Source organism: Streptococcus oralis (genome assembly GCF_026782085.1).
Classification (GTDB): Bacteria; Bacillota; Bacilli; order Lactobacillales; family Streptococcaceae; genus Streptococcus; species Streptococcus oralis_DA.
Window position 1 is genome coordinate 454,601 of sequence record NZ_JAKUVW010000004.1, and the last position, 23,251, is coordinate 477,851.

A 23,251-nucleotide genomic window follows, 5' to 3' on the forward strand; every position below is an offset into this window, starting at 1 on the left:
CCTTCTGTAAAAACAAGAAGCAGGCATGAGCCCACCTCTACTTAGTATTCTTTTTCATTATAGCCAAAGTCAGCCAAATCTAGCTTTTTATCACGCCAGTTTTTCTTGACCTTGACCCAAGTTTCTAGGAAAACCTTGTCCCCTAGCATGAGTTCGATATCACGACGGGCCATGGCCCCAATTTTCTTGAGCATGGCGCCACCTTTTCCGATGATAATACCTTTTTGACTATCACGCTCAACCATGATGGTTGCCCGGATATGAACCTTGTCGGTCTCTTCGTCACGCTTCATGGAGTCAATTACTACTGCAACTGAGTGAGGGATTTCTTCACGCGTTAGGTGCAAGACTTTCTCACGAATCATTTCTGAAACCAAGAAACGCTCTGGGTGGTCTGTGATTTGATCAGCTGGGAAATACTGGAAACCTTCCTCAAGATTTTCACTGAGGATGTCAATTAGACGAGAAACGTTATTTCCTTGAAGGGCTGAGATAGGGACAATTTCCTTAAAGTCCATCTGGTTACGGAAGTCATCAATCTGAGACAAAAGCTGGTCTGGATGAACCTTGTCAATCTTATTGACCACCAAAATAACTGGAACCTTGGCAGCTTTCAGACGCTCGATGATCATGTCGTCGCCCTTACCACGTGGCTCATCAGCTGGCACCATGAAAAGAACGGTATCCACTTCACGAAGGGTACTGTAGGCAGATTCCACCATGAAATCCCCAAGAGCTGTTTTTGGCTTGTGAATCCCCGGCGTGTCGATAAAGACGATTTGCTCCTTATCCGTGGTGTAAATCCCCATGATTTTATTGCGCGTTGTTTGCGCTTTGTCACTCATAATGGCAATCTTTTGCCCCATCACGTGATTTAAAAATGTTGACTTCCCAACATTGGGACGTCCCAAAATAGCTACAAAGCCTGATTTAAATGTCATAATTTCCTCTTAGTGTTTAAAATAGTATATCCCAAATGCGTGGGAGAAAGATAAGTGCACCTGTCACTGCAGCAAAAAGAGAGACAACTAGCACGGCTCCTGCTGCCATGTCCTTGGCTTTCTTTGCCAACATAGAAAAGTGATAGTGACTGGCTAGATCCACCACATTTTCGATAGCGGAATTAATAATCTCAAATGCTACTACTAAGAAAATGCTCATTAGGAGAAAGAGCCATTCGATCCGTGACACCTGAAAAACAAAACCTGCAAGGATGACCACTAGAGCCGTCACTGCATGTTTTCGCATATTGCGTTCTTCCTTGAAAGCAGTCAGAATTCCTGTAAGGGCAAATTCTAAACTGGATACCAGGTCACGATTTTTCCATTTTCGTTTATTGTCTTGTGAGTCCATAGGCTGTCAAAATTTCTTCTTGTAAACCGAACATCTCCGCTTCTTCTTCCGGAGTGTAGTGATCGTAGCCGTTAATGTGTAAAAAGCCGTGTACTGCCAAGAAGCCCATCTCACGCTCAAAACTGTGGTCGTATTCCTCAGCCTGCTCATGCGCTTTATCGATAGAGATGAAAAGCTCTCCAATATAGGCATCAAACTCAGACATCATCTCTGCTAATTCAGGATTTTCAAGCAAATCCTCTTCGTCAAAGGCAATATCCAACTCTGGTTTATACTCAAGGCTAATGACATCTGTCGGACGATCTGTATCACGGTACTCGAGATTGAGTTCGTGGCTACGCTCATTGGTCACAAAAGTGACTGCCATCTCCTTGTCTTCTTTTCCTATTTTTTGGGCTGCAAATTCCAAAATTTCTTGGGTTTGTTGCAGGATTTCTTGTGAAACTTGACCAGTTTCATCTACCATTTCAATATACATGTACTTCTCGATTCTCTTTACTTGGCTTTATTATACCATATTTCCATGATTTTATTCTACCTTTTTGATATAATACTATGGAATACAATCACAAGGAGAGAACGATGTCATTTGACGGATTTTTTTTATACCACATGATTGAGGAATTGCGAAGAGAGTTAGTCAATGGTCGCATCCAGAAAATCAATCAACCTTTTGAACAAGAGTTGGTCTTGCAAATCCGCAGCAATCGCCAAAGTCATCGCCTGCTCCTCTCTGCTCATCCCGTTTTTGGACGCATTCAGCTGACCCAAACGACCTTTGAAAATCCAGCCCAACCTTCTACCTTTATCATGGTTTTGAGGAAGTATTTGCAGGGTGCTCTGATTGAGTCCATTGAGCAAGTCGAAAACGACCGTATCGTAGAAATCACCGTTTCCAATAAAAACGAGATTGGGGATCATATCCAGGCGACTCTCATTATCGAAATCATGGGCAAACACAGTAATATTCTCCTCGTTGATAAAAGTAGCCATAAAATCCTCGAAGTCATCAAACACGTTGGTTTTTCACAAAACAGCTACCGCACCTTGCTACCAGGCTCGACCTATATCGCTCCGCCAAGTACCGAGTCTCTCAATCCATTTACCGTCAAGGATGAAAAGCTCTTTGAAATCCTGCAAACACAGGAACTAACAGCAAAAAATCTTCAAAGTCTCTTTCAAGGTCTGGGACGTGATACGGCAAATGAATTGGAAAACATTCTTGTCAGTGATAAACTGTCTACTTTCCGAAACTTCTTCGGGCAAGAAACCAAGCCTTTCCTAACGAAGACTTCTTTCAGCCCAGTTCCTTTTGCAAATCAGGTGGGAGAGCCTTTTACCAGTCTTTCTGACTTGCTGGACATCTACTATAAGGACAAGGCTGAGCGCGACCGTGTCAAACAGCAAGCCAGCGAACTCATTCGTCGTGTTGAAAATGAGCTTCAAAAAAATCGCCACAAACTCAAAAAACAAGAAAAAGAATTACTGGCGACAGACAATGCTGAGGAATTTCGTCAAAAGGGCGAGTTGCTGACAACCTTCCTCCACCAAGTGCCTAATGACCAAGATCAGGTTATCCTAGACAACTACTACACCAATCAGCCTATCACCATTGCTCTTGATAAGGCACTAACTCCCAGCCAGAATGCTCAACGCTATTTTAAACGTTACCAGAAACTCAAAGAAGCAGTCAAATACCTGACTGAACTGATCGAAGAAACCAAGGCTACCATTCTTTATCTAGAAAGTGTCGAGACTGTGCTCAATCAAGCTGGGCTGGAGGAAATCGCTGAAATCCGTGAAGAATTGATCCAAACTGGCTTTATTAGAAGACGCCAACGCGAGAAAATTCAGAAACGCAAAAAACCAGAACAGTATCTGGCGAGCGATGGCAAGACCATCATCTATGTCGGACGAAACAACCTGCAAAATGAGGAATTGACCTTTAAAATGGCCCGCAAGGAGGAACTTTGGTTCCATGCCAAGAACATTCCTGGCAGCCACGTCGTCATCTCAGGAAATCTTAATCCTTCTGACGAAGTTAAGACAGATGCGGCCGAACTAGCTGCCTACTTCTCCAAAGGGCGTTTGTCAAATCTCGTGCAAGTGGATATGATTGAAGTAAAAAAACTCAACAAACCAACAGGAGGAAAACCCGGTTTTGTAACCTATACCGGACAAAAGACCCTCCGCGTTACACCAGATCCAGAAAAAATCGCATCTATGAAAAAATCCTGATTTCAAATGAAATCAGGATTTTCGTTTACATTTTACTCTGCAATCAAGGTTTCCAAACCAACCTTCATCATATCAGTGAAGGTATTTTGGCGTTCTTCTGCAGTGGTGTCTTCATCTGGATTGACCAAGCTATCAGAAATGGTCATGATAGCAAGTGCATCGACGTGGTGTTGGGCAGCCAAGTAGTAGAGGGCTGCTGCTTCCATTTCCACAGCTTTAACTCCCCATTTACCAAGTTCGATGTTCTTTTCAAAGTAGTTTGAATAAAAGACATCTGATGACAAAACGTTCCCAACGTGGGTGGTCATACCAAGTTCTTTGGCGATATGGTAGGCCTTGTCTAGCAAATCAAAACTAGCGATTTGTGGAAAATCATACTGTGGCCAGTCGTTGCGGATGATGTTTGAGTTGGTTGCAGCTGCTTGCGCCAAAACCAATTCACGGACGTGGACATCTTCATTCAAAGAACCAGCAGTTCCCACACGGATCAATTTTTGCACACCGTAGTCCACAATCAACTCACGCGCATAAATCGAAATGGATGGCATCCCCATCCCAGTTCCCATGACAGATACACGGTGCCCTTTGTAAGTACCAGTGTAACCAAACATGTTACGCACTTCGTTAAAACAAACAGCATCTTCAAGGAAATTCTCCGCAATAAATTTCGCACGAAGAGGATCCCCCGGAAGAAGAATTTTATCAGCAATTTCACCCTGCTGAGCAGCAATATGGATAGACATAATATAAGATACCAAACCCGTCAAAAAGCGAAGGGAAAATAGGAGTTGGGTGCAGTGAGCGATGCTCGCTAGACCAACTATCTTTTTCCCACTGCTTTTAGGGTGGGTTCAATTCCTTTCTTTCTTAATTTTTATGATATAGAAGAGAACAGTCCGAGTTCAATTCAAAACCGAACTCCCCTTCCTTTCTGAATTTCTAGAAAAGTTTCCGCTCGTGTTCAAATTTGAACACACGCTCTACCTTTCTTTATTGTATATTTAGGATAGCGACAGAGAACAAAGTAAAAATAGGAAACTGACGAAGCATCGCAGATGCTAGACAGTTTATCTTTTTCACGCAGTTCTCTGCCCGTATTCAGTTCAGCAAATACGGTTTACCCATCCTTTCTTTCTTGATTTTAAATTTAAATATTTCACAGAACAATTAGCCCGAGTTTGACTATAACTCAGATACTCTGCCTTTCTGTAGTTCCTAGTTTACCAATGAATCTAAAAATGCATACAGTTTTGCATTCATTTCAGAATAATCGTTTCCACGTAATTCTTCTGGTGTTTGAACAAAAGGCAACTTTTCACTTTGCTCTCTTAATTTCTCCTCACCATCCGCAGCAATCAATAATTCTACTGCGTCTGGATCAAATTCCAAATGAGCCTGAAAGGCATAATGTTTTGGACTGAAGCGAATAATTTGGCGTGGACAACCTTGACTGGTCGCCAAGACGACAGCTTCATCTGTCAGCCCTGGCATATCACCGTGCCAGTGGCTAGTTTCTATGGTTTCTCCGAACAAGCTTACATGAGGATCTGTTAAACCTTGCATCGTCAATGTCACAGGATAAACGCCGATCTCGCGCTCTGGACTATGTTCATACTTCGCACCATAGGCAACAGATAGGAGTTGCGCACCAAGACAGACACCAACAATATAGATATCTGCAGCAATCGCTTCTTTCATAAAAGCAAGCTCAGCCTTTGGATCATAGTATGGGAAGTTTTCTCTATCCTCATCAGGTGATTGAGGACCACCCATGACAATCAGAAAATCAATCCCGTCAATTGTTTCAGGAAGAGGTTCTTTTTCATAAACCTTTGTTGATGTAATTTGATGACCTCGTTCTATAGCCCATTTTAGATATGCGCCTGGAACCTCAAATCTCTCATGTAAAATAAAGTGAACTCTCATGACATTACAATTCAGCAAGAATCGCTTTAAGTAAGCCTTTGAAGTCACCTTTGACACGCTCTGTCACTTCCACAACTTCTTCGTGGTTGAGTTCTTCTTGGAATCCTGCAGCATGGTTCGTAATACATGAAATTCCTAGAACTTTCAAGCCTGAGTGAGCTGCCACAATCACTTCAGGAACAGTAGACATACCAACTGCATCTGCTCCCAATGTCTTATAGGCACGAATCTCTGCAGGTGTTTCATATGTCGGACCAGTAACACCGATATAGACACCTTCATCAAGCTTGATACCAAGTTTCTTAGCTACTTCATGGGCAGTAGCTCGGTATTCTGGAGTGTAGGCTTTAGACATATCTGGGAAACGTGGACCAAAATCATCCAAATTTTCACCCATCAATGGGTTCTGCCCCGTCATATTGATATGGTCTGAGATAGCCATCAAGGTACCAGGACCAAATCCAATACCTCCAGCTGCATTGGTTACAATGACACCTTCACATCCGAGTACTTTCATCACACGAACTGGGAAAGTCACGACTTCAAGAGGATTTCCTTCGTAGAAATGGAAGCGACCTTGAAGAGCCAAGACCTTGCGACCTGCAAGTTCTCCATATACCAATTTACCAGCGTGACCGACTACTGTCGAACGGCCCCAGTTTGGAATATCTGCATAGTCTACTACAACAGGATTTTCGATTTCTTCAGCCAATTCTCCAAGTCCTGATCCAAGGATTAAACCAAACTCAGGCGCTTGGATTCCTTTTTCTTTCAGGAAAGCAGCTGTTTCTTTGATCTTATCTAAAAATGTCATTCTGTGTCTCCTTTATTATTTTTTAGCATTTGACCGATTTTGTCAAAGGTTTTTGCATTGCGAATGGTGATGTTGCGATAAAAAGGCATCTTGAGCAAGTGCTTATGATAGGCAGTTGCATAGTAGGATTCTTCAGAAAATTTCCCCCAGAAAATCCCATGTTTTCCAAAATGAACCACTTCATCTTTCAGTTCCAAACTGTTCACTTTCTCGATGACTTGATCCACATCCAAGCTCTCCGTGTAGAAGAGGACATCTTTTCGAGCCAGGTCTTTGGTCCACCAATCTGGCAGATTCTCCAGCTCTGCTTCATAATCTTCCTGACTCAGCAAAGAAAAGCTCTGAATAAATGGATAATGGACTTCAAAGAAAGCCTCTAACTTTTCAACCAATCGGGCTTTGGGGTCTGTCGAAGTAAAGAAAATATTGCCACTGTTGATGTAGGTCTCAAGCTTTTCCAGTCCCAACTCTGTCAGTTCTTGACGAAGTTGCGCCATGACAACCTTATTTTTCCCACCGACATTAATGCCCCGAACAAGTAAAGCATATTGCGTCATCTTATACCAATTTATCTAAGAAACTTTCACCAATCATGGCAGTTTCAACACCAAAGTTATCCGCAACTGTTGCTGAGATATCTGCAAAATGTCCAACTGGAATGACATCATTTCCCTTAAAGCTAGGGCTGTAAGCTAAAAGTGGGATATATTCACGAGTATGGTCTGTTCCTGCATAAGTTGGGTCATTTCCATGGTCCGCAGTAATCAAGAGAAGGTCGTTCTCTCTCATGGCAGCGATAATTTCAGGCAAGCGCTCATCGAACTCATGCAAGCAATCACGGTAACCATGAGCATTGCGGCGGTGGCCGTAAAGGGCATCAAAGTCAACTAAGTTTGTGAAGGAGAATCCTTTTTCAAACTCAGCAAGTCCCATAGTCTTCAATAATGTATCAATTCCGTGGCTGTTTGACTTGTTGTGGCCCATGTCATGATTGATACCAGCACCGTTAAAGATATCGTTGATTTTACCAACAGCGTAAGTATCGATACCAGCTTCGTTCAATTTATCCAAAACAGTTGGAGCAAATGGAGAAACGGCCAAGTCACGACGATTTGCTGTACGAGTGAAGTTACCTGGCTCACCAACATATGGACGGGCAATGATACGACCTAAAAGGGCAGGACGCTCAAGGGTAATCGAACGAGCGTATTCACAGATACGGTACAATTCATCCAAAGGAATGATGTCTTCGTGGGCAGCAATTTGCAAAACAGGATCAGCTGAAGTATAGATAATCAACTCCCCTGTTTCCATCTGACGTGGTCCAAAATCATCGATAACAGCTGTTCCTGAGTAAGGTTTGTTGGCTTCACGAATGACCTTACGTCCAGAAAATTCTTCGATTTTTGTCAGGATTTCTTCTGGGAATCCGTTCCAGAAAGTATCGAAAGGCTCAGTAATGTTGAGTCCCATGATTTCCCAGTGACCAGTCATGGTATCCTTACCAAGGGAAACTTCTTCCAATTTTGTTGCATAACCTGTTGGATTGCTTTCAGCTGGTACAGTCTTAAGCGGCGTTTCGCGAGGAATATTTCCTAGACCGATTTTAGCCATGTTTGGTACATTCAAACCAACGGTTTTTGAAATGTGTCCCAGTGTGTCAGAAGCTCCGTCTGGAACCCCTGCATTGACAAAGTTATTGGCATCTGGCGCAGCACCGATTCCTACAGAATCCAGTACCACCAAGTGAATACGATTAAATTTTGACATAATCTGTCTCCTTATTATTTTAGTTATCTTGCTTTTGTTGAAGTTAAAATCTGAACACCATCTCGTCCCGCTACGATGACCTTGTCCACCATTTGGTTGAACAAGCCATGCTCTACGACACCAACGACATGGTCCATTTCTTGCCCGAAAGTAATCGGATCTTCAATGACATCCAAGGCAAGATCAATGATAAAGTTCTGCATATCGGTCACAAAACGTTGGCCGTCTTTTTCACGGAAACTTGGTTTGTAGCCAGCTCGTTCAAACCGACGAAAGACCTGTTCTGCACCATACTGAACCACTTCTACTGGCAATTTAAAAGCACCTAGTTTCTCTACTAGTTTGCTTTCATCTACCACCCAAATGTATTCTTTTGAGGGCGTTGCCACAACCTTCTCCATCAGAAGGGCACCACCACCGCCTTTGATTCCGTTAAACTGGCTATCTACTTCATCCGCCCCATCAACCGTCACATCGACAAAGTCTACTTGATCAATTGACTTGAGCGGGATGTTAAGACCTTCAGCCTGTTTACTGGTCACACTGGAAGTTGTCACAGCAGTAATCTGCAAACCTTCTTCCTTAATCCGACGACCGATTTCTTCTACGAAATAGTAGGCAGTAGAGCCCGTTCCAAGTCCGACTACCATGCCATCCTTGACAAACTCAGCAGCCTTGATACCTGCCATTTTCTTCAGATTTTCCACTCAAACACCTCCATTAAAGAGCTATTTTTATTATAACATGTATCCGTTTTTATTTCATGGATACACTGGAAAAACCCGAACATTTTTATTTCGGGTTTTGGTGTCCTATTTAACCATATCAGGATCGTAATCATAGAATCCTGTGTCGAGGAAACGGTTTTTAGGGTGTAACTTGCGCACTTCCTCATCTAACAAGAAAGCTTGGTCATGGCTGAAATTCCCCTCTTGAATCAAGCTACGTGCTTGGATAAAGAGTTTAGCAATTTCTACAAAATTCTGACCAGGTGTGTAGAGCCCCTCTAGCTTCCAGTGAGTAAAGCCGTGCTCGACCAATTCTGTCAATTTGGTCATCAAATCAAGGTCATTGTTGGCAAAGATGTGAGTACCATGATTGTCTTCAAAGATAGAATAATGGCTCTCAGGGTCACTCGGTTCTGCTAAGAAGAGGTCACGTTTACGTGTCTTTTCATCATCGATGTGCGTGAAGTTATAGTAGTTTTGCAAGAGCGGACGCTTAGAATGGTGAATGACACTAGCCCCATAAACCAATACTTCAGCAGGAATTTCCAAAATCTCAGGCATCTTGAAGAGTTCAGCAGATGGAATTTCACGCGCCAAAACCGCCTCAGATGCGCCAGCCTTTTGACCCCAGAAGTTAATTTGACGACTACTTGTTACCATGGTTGAAGCATCGTAAATGGTTTTAAAGGAATAGCCATCACGGTTTACCACGTAAAAGACACCTGCATCCCCAACAGTAATATAGTCTGTCTTGATTTCTTCCAAGAAGTCTAGGAAAGGCTTGATACGGTCCATCATATCTTGGTGCATGAGGGCATTAACCGCAACAATCAATTCTTTGCCTGCTTCATGAACGAGATTAGCGATGGTGCGTAACTCTTCATAACTAAAGGTCGTTGGCAGACGAAGACCAAAATCTTTTTCACCGACGTAGATACGGTCTACGCCAGCTTCGAGTAGTTGTTCAACTTGTTCAATACTTTCAGCAGTTGCTGTAATGATAATCTTTTCCATAAGAAAAATTATACCACATTTCTCAAAAATCAGCTATGGTTACTGAGAGTTTCACAAAAAGTTAAACTTGTTTCTATCTTTCCCAATCAAAAAAGTGAACAGTAACTTGTACCATTCACTCTATTTTATGCATGTGTTTCTTCAACTAGGTGGCCATCGTTCATGACATAAATACGATCAACCTTATCAAGAAGACGAGTGTCATGCGTAATCATAACAACTCCTCTACCTTGTTCATGGGCAATGGCAGCCAGCATCTCCGTTACTTGGTAGGCACGCTCAGTGTCAAGACTGGCTGTCGGCTCATCTGCAAGCACAATGCTTGGATTGTTATAGAGCGCTCTAGCAATCGCGGCACGCTGACGTTCGCCACCCGATAGAGCTTTGGGATAATGATTTTGAACTTTTTCCAAATCCAACAAGTCAAACAGCTCTTTTCGGTCACTTTTACTATTTTTTCCCTTATCTAGTCTGTCTATCAAATCCAGCTGGTCCTTGACCGTTAGAAAAGGAATTAAGTTTGAAGCCTGGAGAATGAAACCAAACTCTCTAAAACGGAGATCTGTTTTTTCCTTCTCCGTCAAACTGCCTGTTTCCTTCCCTTTGACTAGAATCTTTCCACTCGATGCTTCCTGAAGTTGTCCTAGAGTTGTTAGAAAGGTCGTCTTTCCAGAGCCAGAGGGCCCAACGATAGCTACGAACTCTCCCGCATTTAGCTGAAAATTCGTCTCATGCAGGGCTACGACTTTCATCTTTCCTTCCCCGTAAGTTTTTGTCACTTGATTCATTTCTATCAATGTTGTCATACTATTCTCCTTATCACTCTGCAATCGCAGTAATCGGGTCCACCTTTAGCAAGCGTGGAAGTGAAATGACACCACCTAGAAGGGCCATCAAGGAAATTACCAAACTTAGGACAGAGTAGGCTATCCAACTTGGATAGAAAAAGAAGGTAGCTGGTAAGACTAAAATCACTCCTCCGATTGCCAGCAAGGCTAAAGCAATCCCCATACCAGCTAGGAGGAAGATTTGACAGAACAGAGACCATACAATGGTTTTGATCTGTATCCCTTGAGCTCGCATTATTCCATAAAGACCTAGTTTTTGGATGGTAATGATATAAACAAAAATCCCCACAATCAAGCCTGTGATAACAATCATAGCGAGAATCATTCCTGAAAATACATTAACCTGAGGTGTGTAACCAGGAATTTTCGAAATCATTTTTGGAATGGAAATCTGTTTCAGTCCGTCGCCAGTCACTTCTATGTCATTTTTCAATACCAAGGCAGAGATGGAACGATTGGCTTTCAAGGTTCCTTGTAAGGTCCAATAAGTTGTCAGGCTCGTAAAGACAACAGGCTCGGTGAAAAATTTATTTCCTTGAGTCAGGCCTACAATCTTGTAACTTGAATCGCTTCCATTGAGCTGAATGGCATCACCTAGCTTCATCCCATAGTTCTCAAAAGACTGGTCCACGACAACCTCATCATCTCCTTCAGGATAACGACCTTCCGTCAAACTAGGAGAGATAAAAGCGTCCCAGTCTTGAGCAAAAATGGAAACATTGACCTTTTCACTACCATCGACTAGATTGGTTACAGCGAACATATAGCCCAGGGGAGCAGCCTCTTCAGAACTCTTATCCTTGTAGTCCTTTTCAGGAATAAAGGATGCTGTCAAATTATCATTTGCGTAGTCGGATAAAACGACACCCGTTGCTTGCCAATTATCAATAGCGGCCCGGTTGTTTCGCACAAGACCGAGAGCTAGACTGGTCATAAAAAAGACCATAAAAGCGATAAGAAAAATGGTCGTTAAGATCAAACTATATCGAAGTTTGTTTCGTAATATCTCTTTGATAGCAAGATACATGCTTATCTCCTTTAACATTTCCCAGAGGTAGCAAGAATGCCACCCAGTCCAATAGACAGAATCTCTGTCTTATCATCCATTCAAAACAACTCCTATCAATACTCTTCAAAAGTATTCAGGTAGCAACTTAACAAATCATCTTAGGAAAAAGCCTCAGCTTGCTATCAATTTATATAAGTTATCCTTACCTTTCTCAGTATATTTATAATATAGAAAGTTAGGTCATCTGTTTTTAAGTGTAACATCCATGCTATCATTTTCTCTAGTGGGTGTCAAGAAGAGCGACTTAGAGGATGATAAGAGACTTTAGTGTTTTTGTAACAATCCTGTAATAATTCTCTGCATAAAAAATGATAAAATAGTTATGTACTGTTAAGGAGAGAATCATGTCCGCAAGAAAACTAGAAGCTTATGAGTTTGAACAAGCTCCCGAATCGAAACAAACTCCGCTTTACCAAGATTACACACCAGAAGCCCCAGTCGGCCCTAACCTAAAAGAGATTTTATTTTTTGTAAATATCGCTTGTTTCTGTATTTTTATGGCACTTTTTAGTTTTATCTTTTTAGCCTTAAAATTGAACACAGCTTTATCATTTGTTGCTGCAATGGGTCTTAGTTTCGCCCTTTTACAACTTCAAAGAAAGATAATCAAACGAAAATTTTCAAAATAAAGGTTGGTACTACTACCAGCCTCTTTTCTAGTTATCAAAAAAGACAGTTATCTAACTGTCTTTTTATTTATTCTTACGTTTTGAAGGAGATTGGATAGCGATTTTAACTTCAAAAATTGTTCCTCTAGGTTTGTTATCTTTGACGCTAATCGTTCCTCGTAAGGCATCTACGATCTGCTTGGCCAAAGATAATCCAAGACCAAAGCCACCTTTCTGGCGGGTTCTCGCCTTGTCTACACGGTAAAATCGATCAAAGATTTTCTTCTTATCAGTAGCTGAGATTCCAATTCCATTATCCGTTACTGTTAGATAGAGGTGACGATCTGTAGCATGAACTACAAACTCAATTTTCCCATCTTCTTCAGTATACTTGATGGCATTGTCAAATAAGATGGTCATGAGCTGTTTTAGGAGTAACTGATCTGTCATGAAGGGACGATAAATCCGATTTTCATAGTCAAAAATACGATCATTTTCAGAAGCAATCAACTCATAGTTAGCAAAGGTCGTCTTAAAGAACTGTGGTGATACTTCTGCTATTTCTGGTTTAATTCCATCATCGCGACGTGCAAGGTTGAGAAGATTGGTCGTGAGGAAGCGCATGTTGCGAACTTCTTCAAGACTGGAAGCGATACTTTCGCTGGATTCCATGATCGTTGCCTCTGGTTTTCGAAAGAGATTTTCTAAACGATTTTGTAAAACAGCCAAAGGCGTTCTCAGTTCGTGACTGGCATTTTCAACAAAGGACTTCTGCTTTTGCATACTTTCCAGCAAGGGTTTGACACTGACACGTGCCAAGTAAACACTGGCAATTAAAGACAGGAGCCAGAAACTAGCCATCACTACAACAATTAAATGCTCGTGGTTTTGGCTGATTTGCTCGAGCTGACTAGTATTGATTAAAACCGCCGCATATTTGACATTGCTTGATACGGAGGAAGAATTGGTTTCCATCAAGATCATCCGATAGGTTTCTTCCTGACCGTAGCTATTGACAACTTGGATTTGGCGAATATGATTCAACTCTTTCTTGTCCAGCTTGATCTTGTCCAAACCTAAAAAACGATTGCCCAGTAAGAGCTGATTAAAATCCTTGTCAAAAAGTAAAACTTCTGTATTTGAGCTAACATTGGGTTTGATTTCAGCCTTGTTGGCATCCGCTGTTGCTGGTTGAATATCCTTGACCTCTTCAGTTGCCCGATTCAGGGCTAACTGGATAACCGCTTGGGGACTGCTACTAAGGGCTTGGAGTTTTTCATCTACAGAAGTGTAGAGACTCGAGTGCATGACCTGGAGGATAATCAAGGTCATAGCAGAGAAGATTAGGGTGAACACTCCAAAGTTTCGAATGAAATAGCTGAAATCATCCGCATACCATGTTTTTTTTAGTTTATTGAACATCTTTTAAAATATACCCGACACTACGCAAGGTTTGAAGATTTTCAGCAAAGGCTGTTCCCTTCAATTTCTTACGAATTTTTGAGACATAGACTTCTACAACAGAAATCGTCGTATCGCTATCAAATCCCCATAGACGGTCAAAAATTTGCGTCTTAGGAAGAATAACATTTTGATTTTGAAGAAAATAAACCAACAACTCAAACTCTTTCCCGAGTAGTTCCACAGGAGCATCTTCTACTTTCACTTCATTCGTTGAAAGGTTGACGACAATATCCCCATAGGTCAAGGTGTTTTCGTTAAACTTACCTGAACGTTTGAGAAGGGCTTGGATCCGCATTTTGAGTTCTTCTAGATAGAAAGGTTTGGTGAGGTAGTCATCCGCTCCCAACTCAAAACCATGTCCCTTGTCATCCAAACTTTCCTTAGCAGTCATGATAAGAACTGGTGTCGTGATTCCTTTCTCACGCAATTCTTTCAAGACTTGGAAACCATTTTTTTCAGGCAACATCAGGTCAAGCAAAATCAAGTCATAAACGCCACTTTCAGCTTCGTAGAGCCCTTCTTCTCCATCAAAAACCTGCATGACATCTGCAAAATCATCTAAAAAGTCAAATACTGAGTTTGACAACCCTAAGTCGTCTTCTACTAGTAAAATCTTAATCATCTTGTTCTCCTCCTGCTATAAGATACTAATCAGCTTCATCTAAGGTTATTATAAAATAAAGAATTTTTGTATCATTTTTTGGATCTTAGTATAATTCTTTAATTATTATATCATGGCTTTAACAAATGGATTAAGATTTTGTAGTGTTTTCTTCATTATTTTGGTTAGAATTGCTATCCTTGGCCTTTGTACTTCCATCTGCATTGGCTGGTTTCTTCTTAGAATTGCTACCGCCTTCTTGATTATTATTTCCTTGCGGCGGCTGTCCACCGTGACTTTGCATATTATTGCCATCTTGATTATCTTGCTGGGTTTTCGATGTTTGAACGGTCGACTGCTGATTTGTTGATTATTGAGTCAAAGAACCGAATATATAACCATCAAGCAAGCCGACCACTAAAGAACCACTTGCTACTACTGATAGCCTCCACTTGGTGCTTTTTTCTACAACAATCATTTTCTCTTTATTCATTCTATATTTTTCTTTCTGCTTTAAGTTTCTGTGAAAAAATGAAGAAGCTCTACTTCATAAATTCACCACATCCTTTCTTTAGGCTACATACATCTTAATTATTTTTTCTTAAAGAATACTAAAAGATGAGAAAATTCTTAGAAAAATAATAGAAAATTTATCCAAAATATTTTTTTAAAATACGACCGTATCGTCTCAGTAAAAGATAATCCGCTATTGCTGGGGATAGAAGGTTTAATGTTGTAAAAATCTTTGTACCTTGTCCCATCAAAATCACTCTTTTACGAGATTTTATACCTTTAAGTAAAGCTTGGGTTACTTGATTTGTACTTGATATAGAGATCCCCATTTCTCTCCAAACTGGATGATAAGGCTTTTCTGATGGTGTGTCTGCTGCATTGGGGCAAAAATAAGTTATATGCATCTTTTTCTGCTCCTGTATTAATTCTCGGTTCATTGATTCGATAAAAGAAAAAAGTCCGGCGCGGCTCGCCACATCTACACTATAATAGGGGAAGGCCATCCTACCATCTGCAAAACCTCCTGAATGCACAATGGTTGCTCCTTTTTGATTTTTTAACAAAGGTAAAAAATGTTTGCTGACAAGGATAGCCCCTATTAGGTTAATCGTCATAGTTTGATTGATCTCCTCCTCAGAGTGAGATAATAAAGATTTTCGTACATCAAATCCCGTTGCATTAATAACAATATCTATATTATCCGACCACTTTTGAACTTCAGACACTGCAACTTTAATAGAAGTTTCATTCGTTATATCTACTGAGCAAATCGGAATCTTGGAAGCAATATTCTCAGAAAAACTGGCTAATTTATTCATATTGCGACCTAAAAGAAATAAATGAGCACCTGCTTGAAAAAAAGCTTGTGTATAGGCTTGTCCCAAATTTCCACTGGCACCAATAATAACGACTCTTTTATTTTTAAAATAATTGTCACCCATAACATACTACCTCATTAGTGAACCTTTTGTGATAGGTTTAATATAACAAGCCCCACAATAACTAAAGCAATTCCCAAGAGACTTGCGAACGTTACTTTTTCATGAAAAAGCAAAATAGATAGCACAGTTGTTCCAACCAAACCAACACCAGACCAAATAGCATAGACTAGATTTAGTTGTATGCCTTTCAAAGACAAAGATAGAAAGAAAAAACACAAGCCATACAAAACTAAAGCAAGAATCCCAAAAAGCATTTTCGAAAAACCTTGCGACAGTTTTAACAGACTTGTGGCAGCTATTTCAGATACAATAGCAAGAGTTAAATAAACGTAAGACATCATTGTCCTCCTAGAATCAATAGAATTGAAAAGCTAGTCGGAAAACAATTGATTTAGCGATGAGTGGAAGCGAAGCAGGTCCAAAGTGTACAAACATTAGCTAAAATCATAGACTTGATCTTTGAATTCTTGTAAACAGGAATCTTTTTTCGTCCACATAACTCATCTAAAGAGATCTGATAAAAATCAGCTAAGCGAATCAAACTATGACTATCTATAATTGTTTTATCATTTTCCCAATTTGAGATAGTTTGACGAGTCGTCCCCAGATATTCTGCTATTTGATTCTGACTGTAGCCATTTTGTTCTCTAAATAATTTTAATTGTTTTCCTAACATCTGCATTTCCTCTTTATATTATTCTTTTCTTCACGAATTGGCTAGACGAAATTCTTTAACATCCTATACAATTCTAGGTAAAATTTCTTTGACATTGCTATTATAACACGATTTTCAGGATGGACACTTTATACTGACTTCCAAAAAACAGCAGATTGCAAGATCCGCTGTTTTTTATCTATTACTTACTTGCTTTCAAAACCTTTTCGACTGCTGCTTTTTCACGCTTAATCAAATCAACACGCGCTGCGATATCCTTGATCCCCATGCGGATATTACGGCTAAGAGCTAGGTCAGAAAGTTGCGGTTCAAAGAATTCCTTATACTCAGCCAAGCGTTCTTCTGTTTTAAAGATGTGTGATGGGAAGATGACAAAGCTATCAAAGCTCATATCCCCACCAAGAGCTGCCTTGATCCAATCCCAGTTTTCACGCGCCCATACCCAAACAGTTTCTTGAGTTGTTTGGTGTCCGAGGAATTGGAGGTACCATGAAGAAAGGTCTTGTGGTTTCACCACAAATTTGTCCTTCCATGAACGAATCAAGGTTTGGATATTGTCAGCATCTGTACTGTAGGCTAGAGCAGCTGCCAACTGGCGTTTGAAGACCGCATCCGTCGCATGAGTGTAGAGGTCCAGATAAGTTGCGACCAAGTCCTTGGTCTCATAGTGTTTCATTTCATTGATAAGAACTTGTGCACGGATGGCTGCTGGAAGTCCTGCAAGGTTCTCCTTGTGAGCTGCAAAGATTTGGCTAGCGACTTGACTAGCTTCTGCATCATTGGAGCGAATCATCATAGAAACGGCCAACTGACGAACCAATTCATCCTCATCTGATTCTCCGTCTTTGGCTTCAAAGCCAAGACGGTCATAGTTATGACGAGCCAATTTAGCAACCAGACTGTTAAAGGCTTTCTCAGCTTCTGTACCTTCATCGATAAAGCGCTCAAGGGCAGAAATCACTTGAGAAACAGCTGAAACCACCAGATAAGACTCTTCCTTAGCAAGTTTATCAAGGACTGGAAGCAAGTCTGCATAAGAAATGTGCCCTGCTTCAGCCAACAAACGACGTTCTTGAACGATTTGCAGTTTGCTTGTGTTATCAAGTGTCTCTAACTCAGCAAGAACAGCATCTAACAAGTCTCCTTGATAGTCTGTAATGTAGTGGGCAGTATTTTCAGTATTGAGGCGAAGTGCTCCTTTGTTTTCAGCAAGAAGAGCGGCATAGCCAGGGATTTCGATACTTTCAGTTTCAAGTGTGTCTGGCAAACCTTTCCAGTTGCTGTTGAGTGGCACTACCCAGAGGCGGTTCTTGTCTTCGTGCTCACCGATAAAGAATTGTTTTTGCGAAATCTTCAAGACGTCATTTTCAACTTTGACAGTGAGAACTGGATAACCAGGTTGTTCCAACCAAGAATCCATGAAGGCTGCGACATCACGTCCTGATGCTTGACCAAGAGCATCCCAAAGGTGACGACCAATGGTGTTGCTGTATTGGTGTTTTTCAAAGTAAGCGTGCAAACCCTTAGCAAAATCAGCATCACCTAGCCAACGGCGAAGCATGTGCATAAGACGGCTTCCTTTGGCATAAACGATAGCGCCATCAAAGAGCGTGTTGATTTCATCTGGGTGTTTGACTTCGACGTGGACAGACTGAACCCCATCAGTCGCATCACGTTTAAGCGCCGCTGGAACTCCACCTGTTTGGAAGTCTTCAAAGATGTTCCAACTTGGCTCGATGGCATCCACACAGACGTATTCCATCATGTTAGCGAAGCTTTCATTAAGCCAAAGGTCATCCCACCATTTCATAGTCACGAGGTTACCAAACCATTGGTGAGCCAACTCATGTGCCACAACAAGGGCAACTTGTTGACGGCTAGCAAAGGTTGAGTTCTCATCCACAACCAAGTAAACTTCACGGTAAGTCACAAGACCCCAGTTTTCCATTGCACCTGCTGAGAAGTCAGGAAGGGCGATGTGGAGCGATTGAGGAATTGGATACTTAACTCCGTAGTAATCTTCGTAAAACTCGATTGAGCGAACGGCGATGTCTAGTGAGAAATCAAGGTTTAATAGGGGGTGGGCTTTGGTTGAGTAGACACCAACGAGAGTACCATTCTTGGTTTTAGCGGTTACCCCTTGCAAATCACCAGCTACAAAGGCTAACAAGTAAGAAGACATGCGAGGTGTTGTCTCAAACTTCCAGACGCCTGTTTCCTTACGGTCTTCCACATCAATTTCTGGCATGTTTGACAGGGCCACTTCACCTTCCGCTTGGTCAAAACGTAGAGCGAGGTCAAAAGTTGCTTTGGCTTCAGGCTCGTCCACACATGGGAAGGCTTCACGCGCAAAATGGCTTTCAAACTGAGTAGACAGGACTTCCTTCTTGACACCATCAACTGTGTAATAAGAAGGGTAAATCCCTGTCATGTTGTCTGTGATTTTTCCTGAAAAAGCGATGACCAATTCAACTTGACCAGTCTCAGTCAATTCGATATGAAGGGCTTCATTGTCATGGTCAACTGTAAACGGACGAGCTTGACCCGCAACTTCTACAAAAGCGATTTCCAAATCTTTTTGGTGAAGGGAAATACGGTCAGTCTTGGCTTGACCAGTGATGGTCACCTTCCCAGAAAAGGTCTTGGTCTCACGACTCAAGTCTAAAAATAAATCATAGTGTTCAGGAACAAATTGCGTAATAAAATGTTCAACTGCTTGCATAGTTTTCTCCTATTCTAAGTTTAAGAGTTTTACTCTTCTTCAAACAAACTTATTATATCATGTTTTGCTTTAGAAAAAAGGATTGGACGGTAATTTCCAAAACTTTCTTCCTTCTGCAGTCTAGAGTGGGTAGACCTTGCGAAATTCTTCCAAAACAACCTTGCTGTCAGGCGTAAAAGTCAAGCCCGCTTCCTCCAGCCACTCCGTGAAGAATTCCTCATGAACCTGACGCCAATAGGCTAGGGATTTGTCACCTTCCCCTTCCTTATAGGCATGGTCGGCTGACACTTGATGAAAAGGCTGAACGGAAACCTTTGTAATTTCGACAATGCAGACAGCCTGATCTTGACTGTCTAAAATAACATCGAAGGTCCCTTCTTGCGGAAGAGGTTCATCCTCTATTGCGTAGAGGTCGTAGGCCGAGGCAGTTGCTGTCTTTTCGCCTTTTAAAACCAAATCTGCCAAGAGATCTGCTTCCACTCCAAAAGCCCAGGCATCTATCTCATCTCCGATAGAGGGGTTGATTTGCTTGTAGTCATTCCACATTTCTTGCGGTGTCATGGGTTGCTCCTTTGTAATTTTTTACTTACTTCTTTTATACGTTTGAGATGGTCTGGATGATCAATCTCTAAATTAAAAATCTCTGGAATAGAACTGTAGTGGATAATACACTTGATACCCGTCTGATTCATTTTTTGTATGAAAGAAGCATTCAGATAGCCTGCTACAGCAAAGTCAATCTTTTTCATCCTTGCTTTATCCTGCATATCTCTCAGCATATCTAACATTATTGGACTTTCCATATCATGCCATTGACTGTTTCTCACAGTCGCAAAAACAAAAGAAGTCAAATCATTCATTCCAACTATAATCTTTGAAATACCAGTTTCCAGTATCCTGTCCAAGTCAAAATAAGCTGACGGTAATTCAATCATTGTACCGACTTTTCCAGTAAAACCATGCTGACGTAATACCCTAATAACTTGCTTTAACTGCTCAGCATCATTGACAAAAGGAAAGATAACAGACAGATTGGGATTTGTTTGATAAACTTCTGTAACGACATGTGCTTCAGCCTGAAATTCATCAGGACACGCCAGCAAGCGCCTAGTTCCTCTATAACCAAACAAGGGATGATTTTCATCAAAATGCTCTTTAGTCCCCTCTAAACAATTAGCTTCTGTATTTGTTAACTCTGAAAAACGATACCAAACCTCTTCGTCTGAGTACAAGGAGCAAATGGTATCTAGATAATCTTTTACAAATTGCTGGCAACTTGCTAATAGGATGTTCTGATTAAGCTCTCTCAACAAATATTCTCCACGAATCATACCGACGTGGTGCAATAACTGAGGATAAACTTTTTCAACAATTTGTTCTCCACTAAGGACAAGTTGGTTTCTCATCTCTCACCTTCCAATTCATATACAAGGTCTTGTCCAGCTCTGCAAATCCTAATAATTCAGACTTAACCTTCAAGACTAATGGTGAAACATTTTCTTCTATGATTTTCTGAATATCCATCCAAACATATCCGAGTGAATCATTCGCACCATCAGACACAGCATCCGAAATCGTAACCTGAGGTTCCTTCTCGTTGACCTCAATATCATAAAATGCCATGATATGGTGAACCATAAAATTTTTTAACTCTTCCCTGACGAAAACATCGTAGATTCGAGGATTTGAGTAGCTTCTAACAGTAAATCCTGTCTCTTCCATAACTTCTCTAATCAGCGTTTCCGTCAATCCTTCACCAAGTTGCTGACTGCCTCCGGGTAGATCATAACGATGTTGATAATGGCCTCTCGTTTTTTCAATGCAGAGTAACTTCCCATTTTCAAAGCAAACAGCATAAACTCCAAAGTGTTTTTTGATTTCCATCCAACTCCTCCTACTTCAACGACCAACCACCATCAATGGTCAGGATTTGTCCCTGCATGGCGCTCGCCTTTCCACTTGCTAAGAAAAGACTAAGCTCTGCTATTTCCTCTGGCTCAATCCAGCGCTTGATTGGCGTTTCACTAGCCACCCAGTCAGCCAATCCACCTGGTTCAAAGTCCGCAGCGGTCATAGCTGTATTGACTGCTCCTGGAGCAATCCCAAAGACCTGAATACCATCCTCAGCATAGTCTAGAGCCAACTGCTTGGTAAAGCCAGCTAAGGCGTGCTTAGACGAGGTATAGGCGTGACCACCTCCGCCAGCTAGACTTGAAGCAATCGAACACATATTGATGATGATTCCTTTTTTATTTTCCAACATTTGTGTCAAATAATGCCGAGTCAACTCAACAGGAGTCATATAGTTGATTTCAAAAATCTCTTGAATTTCCTGCGCTGATTGTTCCAATAAGGGTTTGTAAGCATCCAAAACTCCTGCAGTATTACACAAAACATCCCCCTGAGGGCACCAGTCAAAAACAGGTTTCAAGTCTAAGGTCAAATCTCTCTGTAAAAAGTGAAAATCACCCTCCAAGAGAGGATTTTCACCTTGGTCAATTCCATATACTTGATAACCCTTCTCTAAAAAGAGTCGGGCTTGAGCCAGACCAATCCCTGAACTTACTCCCGTAATCAATACACGTCTAGTCATGCACTTCTACCCAATCTGTCGCCAAAACATCACAAGGTGTCGGACTCCACATGGAAAAACCTTCCCCTTCTCCAGACACGTTGATTAGGAAATAGGGCGTCACTTCAAGCGCAACCCCGTTTTGCTCGATAGTGTCAAAGAGTTGGACATAGTTTTCAGCCCCTCCCCAACCAGTTCGTACATATTTTTTCTTGGCCTTTAACCCAGGCAGGATTTCTTCAAAAGTCATGATGTTCTCCTTTAATTCTAAATTCTTCATTTAATTATAACAAAAAACCGTTTTCCAACGGCTTTTTGACTGTGTATCTACTAAATTCTTCTTACCACTGCAATCCGGCTTCTCTGATTTCTTTCTTAGAAGCAAATTTACCATTTGGTCTGTGCCATCTCCCTTTTCTATCTCTAAAGTAGCCACCTGAATTTGTTGATGGCGAGTTTGATTCCTGGCTTTCTTCCTGTTCTTGTGCGGCTTGGCGAGCTTTTTCCTGTTCTTCTTCTTTTGCTTTCTTTTCAGCTGCTTCTTTTTCTTCTGCCTCTTTCTTGGCTTTTTCCTCAGCTTCCTTCTTAGCCTTTTCTTTTTCTTCTTTTATCTTTGCATCTTCAACTGTATTTTTAGCCGTACCGTCCAAATAATTGATTTCCGCATTAGCTGAAACATTGTCTAAAACAACATGCGTCACTGAATACTGATCAACCTTTTCTTTACTACCACCCAATTTGATTTCCAAGAGTTTGCCATTTTCATCTATTCCCACATACTGCAATTCAATTTGTCTCGGAATTAATTCATCTTTCTGATAGATTGGGTTTACCTTGTAGTCAAGATAATAGTTGGGGTGATTGGCCAACCAAGAGTCCAATCGATTTTCATAATAAAGCATGCTACTTTGGTTTTGGTCATCTGTTCCAGAATAATTTCCAGCATTGAGCCAGTTAGTCATAGGAACCAAGTTTTTCTTTTCATCGTTTAATCCACTAAATTGGTAACCAATCAGATGACCTCTACTCATCAACCAAGCTTCTTTTTTACCATCACCATAAAAGAATTTATAATTGTGCCATCCAACTGGATCATAAGTCAACTTGGACTCTCTCTTCTCAGTTGGCTCATCACTGTCCTTAAGTTGAATATGAGCACCCGTTGCGCGTGATTTAGAATCCAATTCTCCAAGTTCTAGTTGTTTCTCATTTTTAAAAGGCAAGAGTCCAGCTTCTTTAAACAACTTCTCATCAAACTTGATTTGCTTCTGTTCAATTTTTTCTTCTGGGACCTTTGATTCCGCCTTATGTCCAGAACAAGCAACTAATGTTGTGATGGAAAGCAAAGCAATTGAGAAGGATAGTAACTTTTTCATAAAATTCTCCTTTTTATA

The 23,251-nt window shown here is 41.1% G+C and carries 26 protein-coding genes and 1 pseudogene; 2 read left to right on the forward strand and 25 right to left on the reverse strand.

Annotated elements, in window-relative coordinates:
• Positions 1-41: 41 nt before the first annotated feature.
• Genes era through ybeY form a run of 3 tightly spaced genes read right to left on the reverse strand, consistent with a single transcriptional unit; the run spans position 42 to position 1,831 of the window.
• The gene (era, locus tag MK395_RS04310; protein ID WP_268711350.1) at positions 42-941 is read right to left on the reverse strand and encodes a GTPase Era; all 900 of its coding nucleotides are present in this window, start codon (positions 939-941) and stop codon (positions 42-44) included.
• A 16-nt stretch (positions 942-957) separates the two neighbouring features.
• Complete coding sequence (locus MK395_RS04315; RefSeq protein ID WP_000378181.1) at positions 958-1,353, reverse strand: diacylglycerol kinase family protein; 396 nt, start codon at positions 1,351-1,353, stop codon at positions 958-960.
• Entirely contained in the window at positions 1,334-1,831 is a 498-nt protein-coding gene (gene ybeY, locus MK395_RS04320) for an rRNA maturation RNase YbeY (protein WP_084945249.1), read from the reverse strand. The genes MK395_RS04315 and ybeY overlap by 20 nt, the downstream gene beginning before the upstream one ends.
• 104 nt (positions 1,832-1,935) lie before the next feature.
• On the opposite strand from ybeY, the gene pavA reads away from it, so the two are divergent.
• Entirely contained in the window at positions 1,936-3,591 is a 1,656-nt protein-coding gene (gene pavA / locus MK395_RS04325; RefSeq protein ID WP_084945250.1) for an Rqc2 family fibronectin-binding protein PavA, read from the forward strand.
• A gap of 32 nt (positions 3,592-3,623) precedes the next feature.
• Here the strand turns inward: pavA and deoD are convergent, their stop codons facing one another.
• From deoD to MK395_RS04370, 9 genes are all read right to left on the reverse strand, one after another.
• A complete protein-coding gene (gene deoD, locus MK395_RS04330) occupies positions 3,624-4,334 on the reverse strand; it encodes a purine-nucleoside phosphorylase (RefSeq protein ID WP_084945251.1) in 711 nt (236 codons plus the stop codon).
• Between the two features lie 472 nt (positions 4,335-4,806).
• Entirely contained in the window at positions 4,807-5,517 is a 711-nt protein-coding gene (locus MK395_RS04335) for a type 1 glutamine amidotransferase (RefSeq protein ID WP_084945252.1), read from the reverse strand.
• Between the two features lie 4 nt (positions 5,518-5,521).
• On the reverse strand, positions 5,522-6,331 hold the full coding sequence (locus tag MK395_RS04340) for a purine-nucleoside phosphorylase (RefSeq protein WP_000143361.1): 810 nt from the start codon (positions 6,329-6,331) through the stop codon (positions 5,522-5,524).
• Positions 6,328-6,888, reverse strand: coding sequence for a DUF1697 domain-containing protein (locus tag MK395_RS04345; protein WP_000195703.1), 561 nt, complete (start codon positions 6,886-6,888; stop codon positions 6,328-6,330). Before MK395_RS04345 ends, MK395_RS04340 begins: the two co-directional genes overlap by 4 nt.
• A 1-nt stretch (position 6,889) precedes the next feature.
• On the reverse strand, positions 6,890-8,101 hold the full coding sequence (locus MK395_RS04350) for a phosphopentomutase (protein WP_268711351.1): 1,212 nt from the start codon (positions 8,099-8,101) through the stop codon (positions 6,890-6,892).
• Positions 8,102-8,124: 23 nt separating this feature from the next.
• On the reverse strand, positions 8,125-8,808 hold the full coding sequence (gene rpiA / locus MK395_RS04355) for a ribose-5-phosphate isomerase RpiA (protein WP_000429269.1): 684 nt from the start codon (positions 8,806-8,808) through the stop codon (positions 8,125-8,127).
• A gap of 105 nt (positions 8,809-8,913) precedes the next feature.
• On the reverse strand, positions 8,914-9,843 hold the full coding sequence (locus MK395_RS04360; protein WP_268711352.1) for a peptidase U32 family protein: 930 nt from the start codon (positions 9,841-9,843) through the stop codon (positions 8,914-8,916).
• Between the two features lie 125 nt (positions 9,844-9,968).
• Entirely contained in the window at positions 9,969-10,649 is a 681-nt protein-coding gene (locus MK395_RS04365) for an ABC transporter ATP-binding protein (protein WP_268711353.1), read from the reverse strand.
• A 13-nt stretch (positions 10,650-10,662) separates the two neighbouring features.
• Positions 10,663-11,718 (reverse strand): ABC transporter permease, encoded by a 1,056-nt coding sequence (locus MK395_RS04370; RefSeq protein ID WP_049479725.1) that lies wholly within the window; start codon positions 11,716-11,718, stop codon positions 10,663-10,665.
• A gap of 386 nt (positions 11,719-12,104) precedes the next feature.
• Here MK395_RS04370 and MK395_RS04375 point away from each other — a divergent pair, with 386 nt between their 5' ends.
• Positions 12,105-12,389 (forward strand): DUF3270 domain-containing protein, encoded by a 285-nt coding sequence (locus MK395_RS04375; protein WP_049479726.1) that lies wholly within the window; start codon positions 12,105-12,107, stop codon positions 12,387-12,389.
• Between the two features lie 63 nt (positions 12,390-12,452).
• On the opposite strand, the gene MK395_RS04380 is transcribed toward MK395_RS04375, so the two are convergent.
• The 13 genes and pseudogenes from MK395_RS04380 to MK395_RS04440 form a co-directional block, all read right to left on the reverse strand.
• On the reverse strand, positions 12,453-13,790 hold the full coding sequence (locus tag MK395_RS04380) for a sensor histidine kinase (RefSeq protein WP_268711354.1): 1,338 nt from the start codon (positions 13,788-13,790) through the stop codon (positions 12,453-12,455).
• On the reverse strand, positions 13,780-14,454 hold the full coding sequence (gene ciaR / locus MK395_RS04385; protein WP_268711355.1) for a two-component system response regulator CiaR: 675 nt from the start codon (positions 14,452-14,454) through the stop codon (positions 13,780-13,782). Before ciaR ends, MK395_RS04380 begins: the two co-directional genes overlap by 11 nt.
• Before the next feature lie 130 nt (positions 14,455-14,584).
• Positions 14,585-14,926: pseudogene (locus tag MK395_RS04390) on the reverse strand (hypothetical protein).
• A 157-nt stretch (positions 14,927-15,083) separates the two neighbouring features.
• The gene (locus MK395_RS04395) at positions 15,084-15,887 is read right to left on the reverse strand and encodes an SDR family NAD(P)-dependent oxidoreductase (RefSeq protein ID WP_125397709.1); all 804 of its coding nucleotides are present in this window, start codon (positions 15,885-15,887) and stop codon (positions 15,084-15,086) included.
• A gap of 14 nt (positions 15,888-15,901) precedes the next feature.
• Complete coding sequence (locus tag MK395_RS04400; RefSeq protein ID WP_009013481.1) at positions 15,902-16,228, reverse strand: DMT family transporter; 327 nt, start codon at positions 16,226-16,228, stop codon at positions 15,902-15,904.
• Positions 16,229-16,278: 50 nt separating this feature from the next.
• Positions 16,279-16,563 carry a helix-turn-helix domain-containing protein gene (locus tag MK395_RS04405; RefSeq protein ID WP_268711356.1) on the reverse strand — a complete coding sequence of 95 codons (285 nt, stop codon included), beginning with the start codon at positions 16,561-16,563 and terminating at the stop codon, positions 16,279-16,281.
• Positions 16,564-16,744: 181 nt separating this feature from the next.
• A complete protein-coding gene (locus MK395_RS04410; RefSeq protein ID WP_268711357.1) occupies positions 16,745-19,285 on the reverse strand; it encodes a M1 family metallopeptidase in 2,541 nt (846 codons plus the stop codon).
• Positions 19,286-19,405: 120 nt separating this feature from the next.
• Entirely contained in the window at positions 19,406-19,846 is a 441-nt protein-coding gene (locus tag MK395_RS04415; protein WP_268711358.1) for an ASCH domain-containing protein, read from the reverse strand.
• Positions 19,843-20,691, reverse strand: coding sequence for a putative PEP-binding protein (locus MK395_RS04420; protein ID WP_044020919.1), 849 nt, complete (start codon positions 20,689-20,691; stop codon positions 19,843-19,845). The genes MK395_RS04415 and MK395_RS04420 overlap by 4 nt, the downstream gene beginning before the upstream one ends.
• Positions 20,669-21,169: an NUDIX hydrolase gene (locus MK395_RS04425; RefSeq protein WP_044020921.1), complete on the reverse strand. Its 501-nt coding sequence runs from the start codon at positions 21,167-21,169 to the stop codon at positions 20,669-20,671. The genes MK395_RS04420 and MK395_RS04425 overlap by 23 nt, the downstream gene beginning before the upstream one ends.
• Positions 21,170-21,179: 10 nt before the next feature.
• Complete coding sequence (locus tag MK395_RS04430) at positions 21,180-21,878, reverse strand: 3-oxoacyl-ACP reductase (protein WP_084878048.1); 699 nt, start codon at positions 21,876-21,878, stop codon at positions 21,180-21,182.
• Positions 21,871-22,107, reverse strand: a complete 237-nt coding sequence (locus MK395_RS04435; RefSeq protein ID WP_000141913.1) for a DUF2829 domain-containing protein — start codon at positions 22,105-22,107, stop codon at positions 21,871-21,873. The genes MK395_RS04430 and MK395_RS04435 overlap by 8 nt, the downstream gene beginning before the upstream one ends.
• Before the next feature lie 91 nt (positions 22,108-22,198).
• On the reverse strand, positions 22,199-23,233 hold the full coding sequence (locus MK395_RS04440) for a DNA/RNA non-specific endonuclease (RefSeq protein WP_049518535.1): 1,035 nt from the start codon (positions 23,231-23,233) through the stop codon (positions 22,199-22,201).
• Positions 23,234-23,251 lie beyond the last annotated feature (18 nt).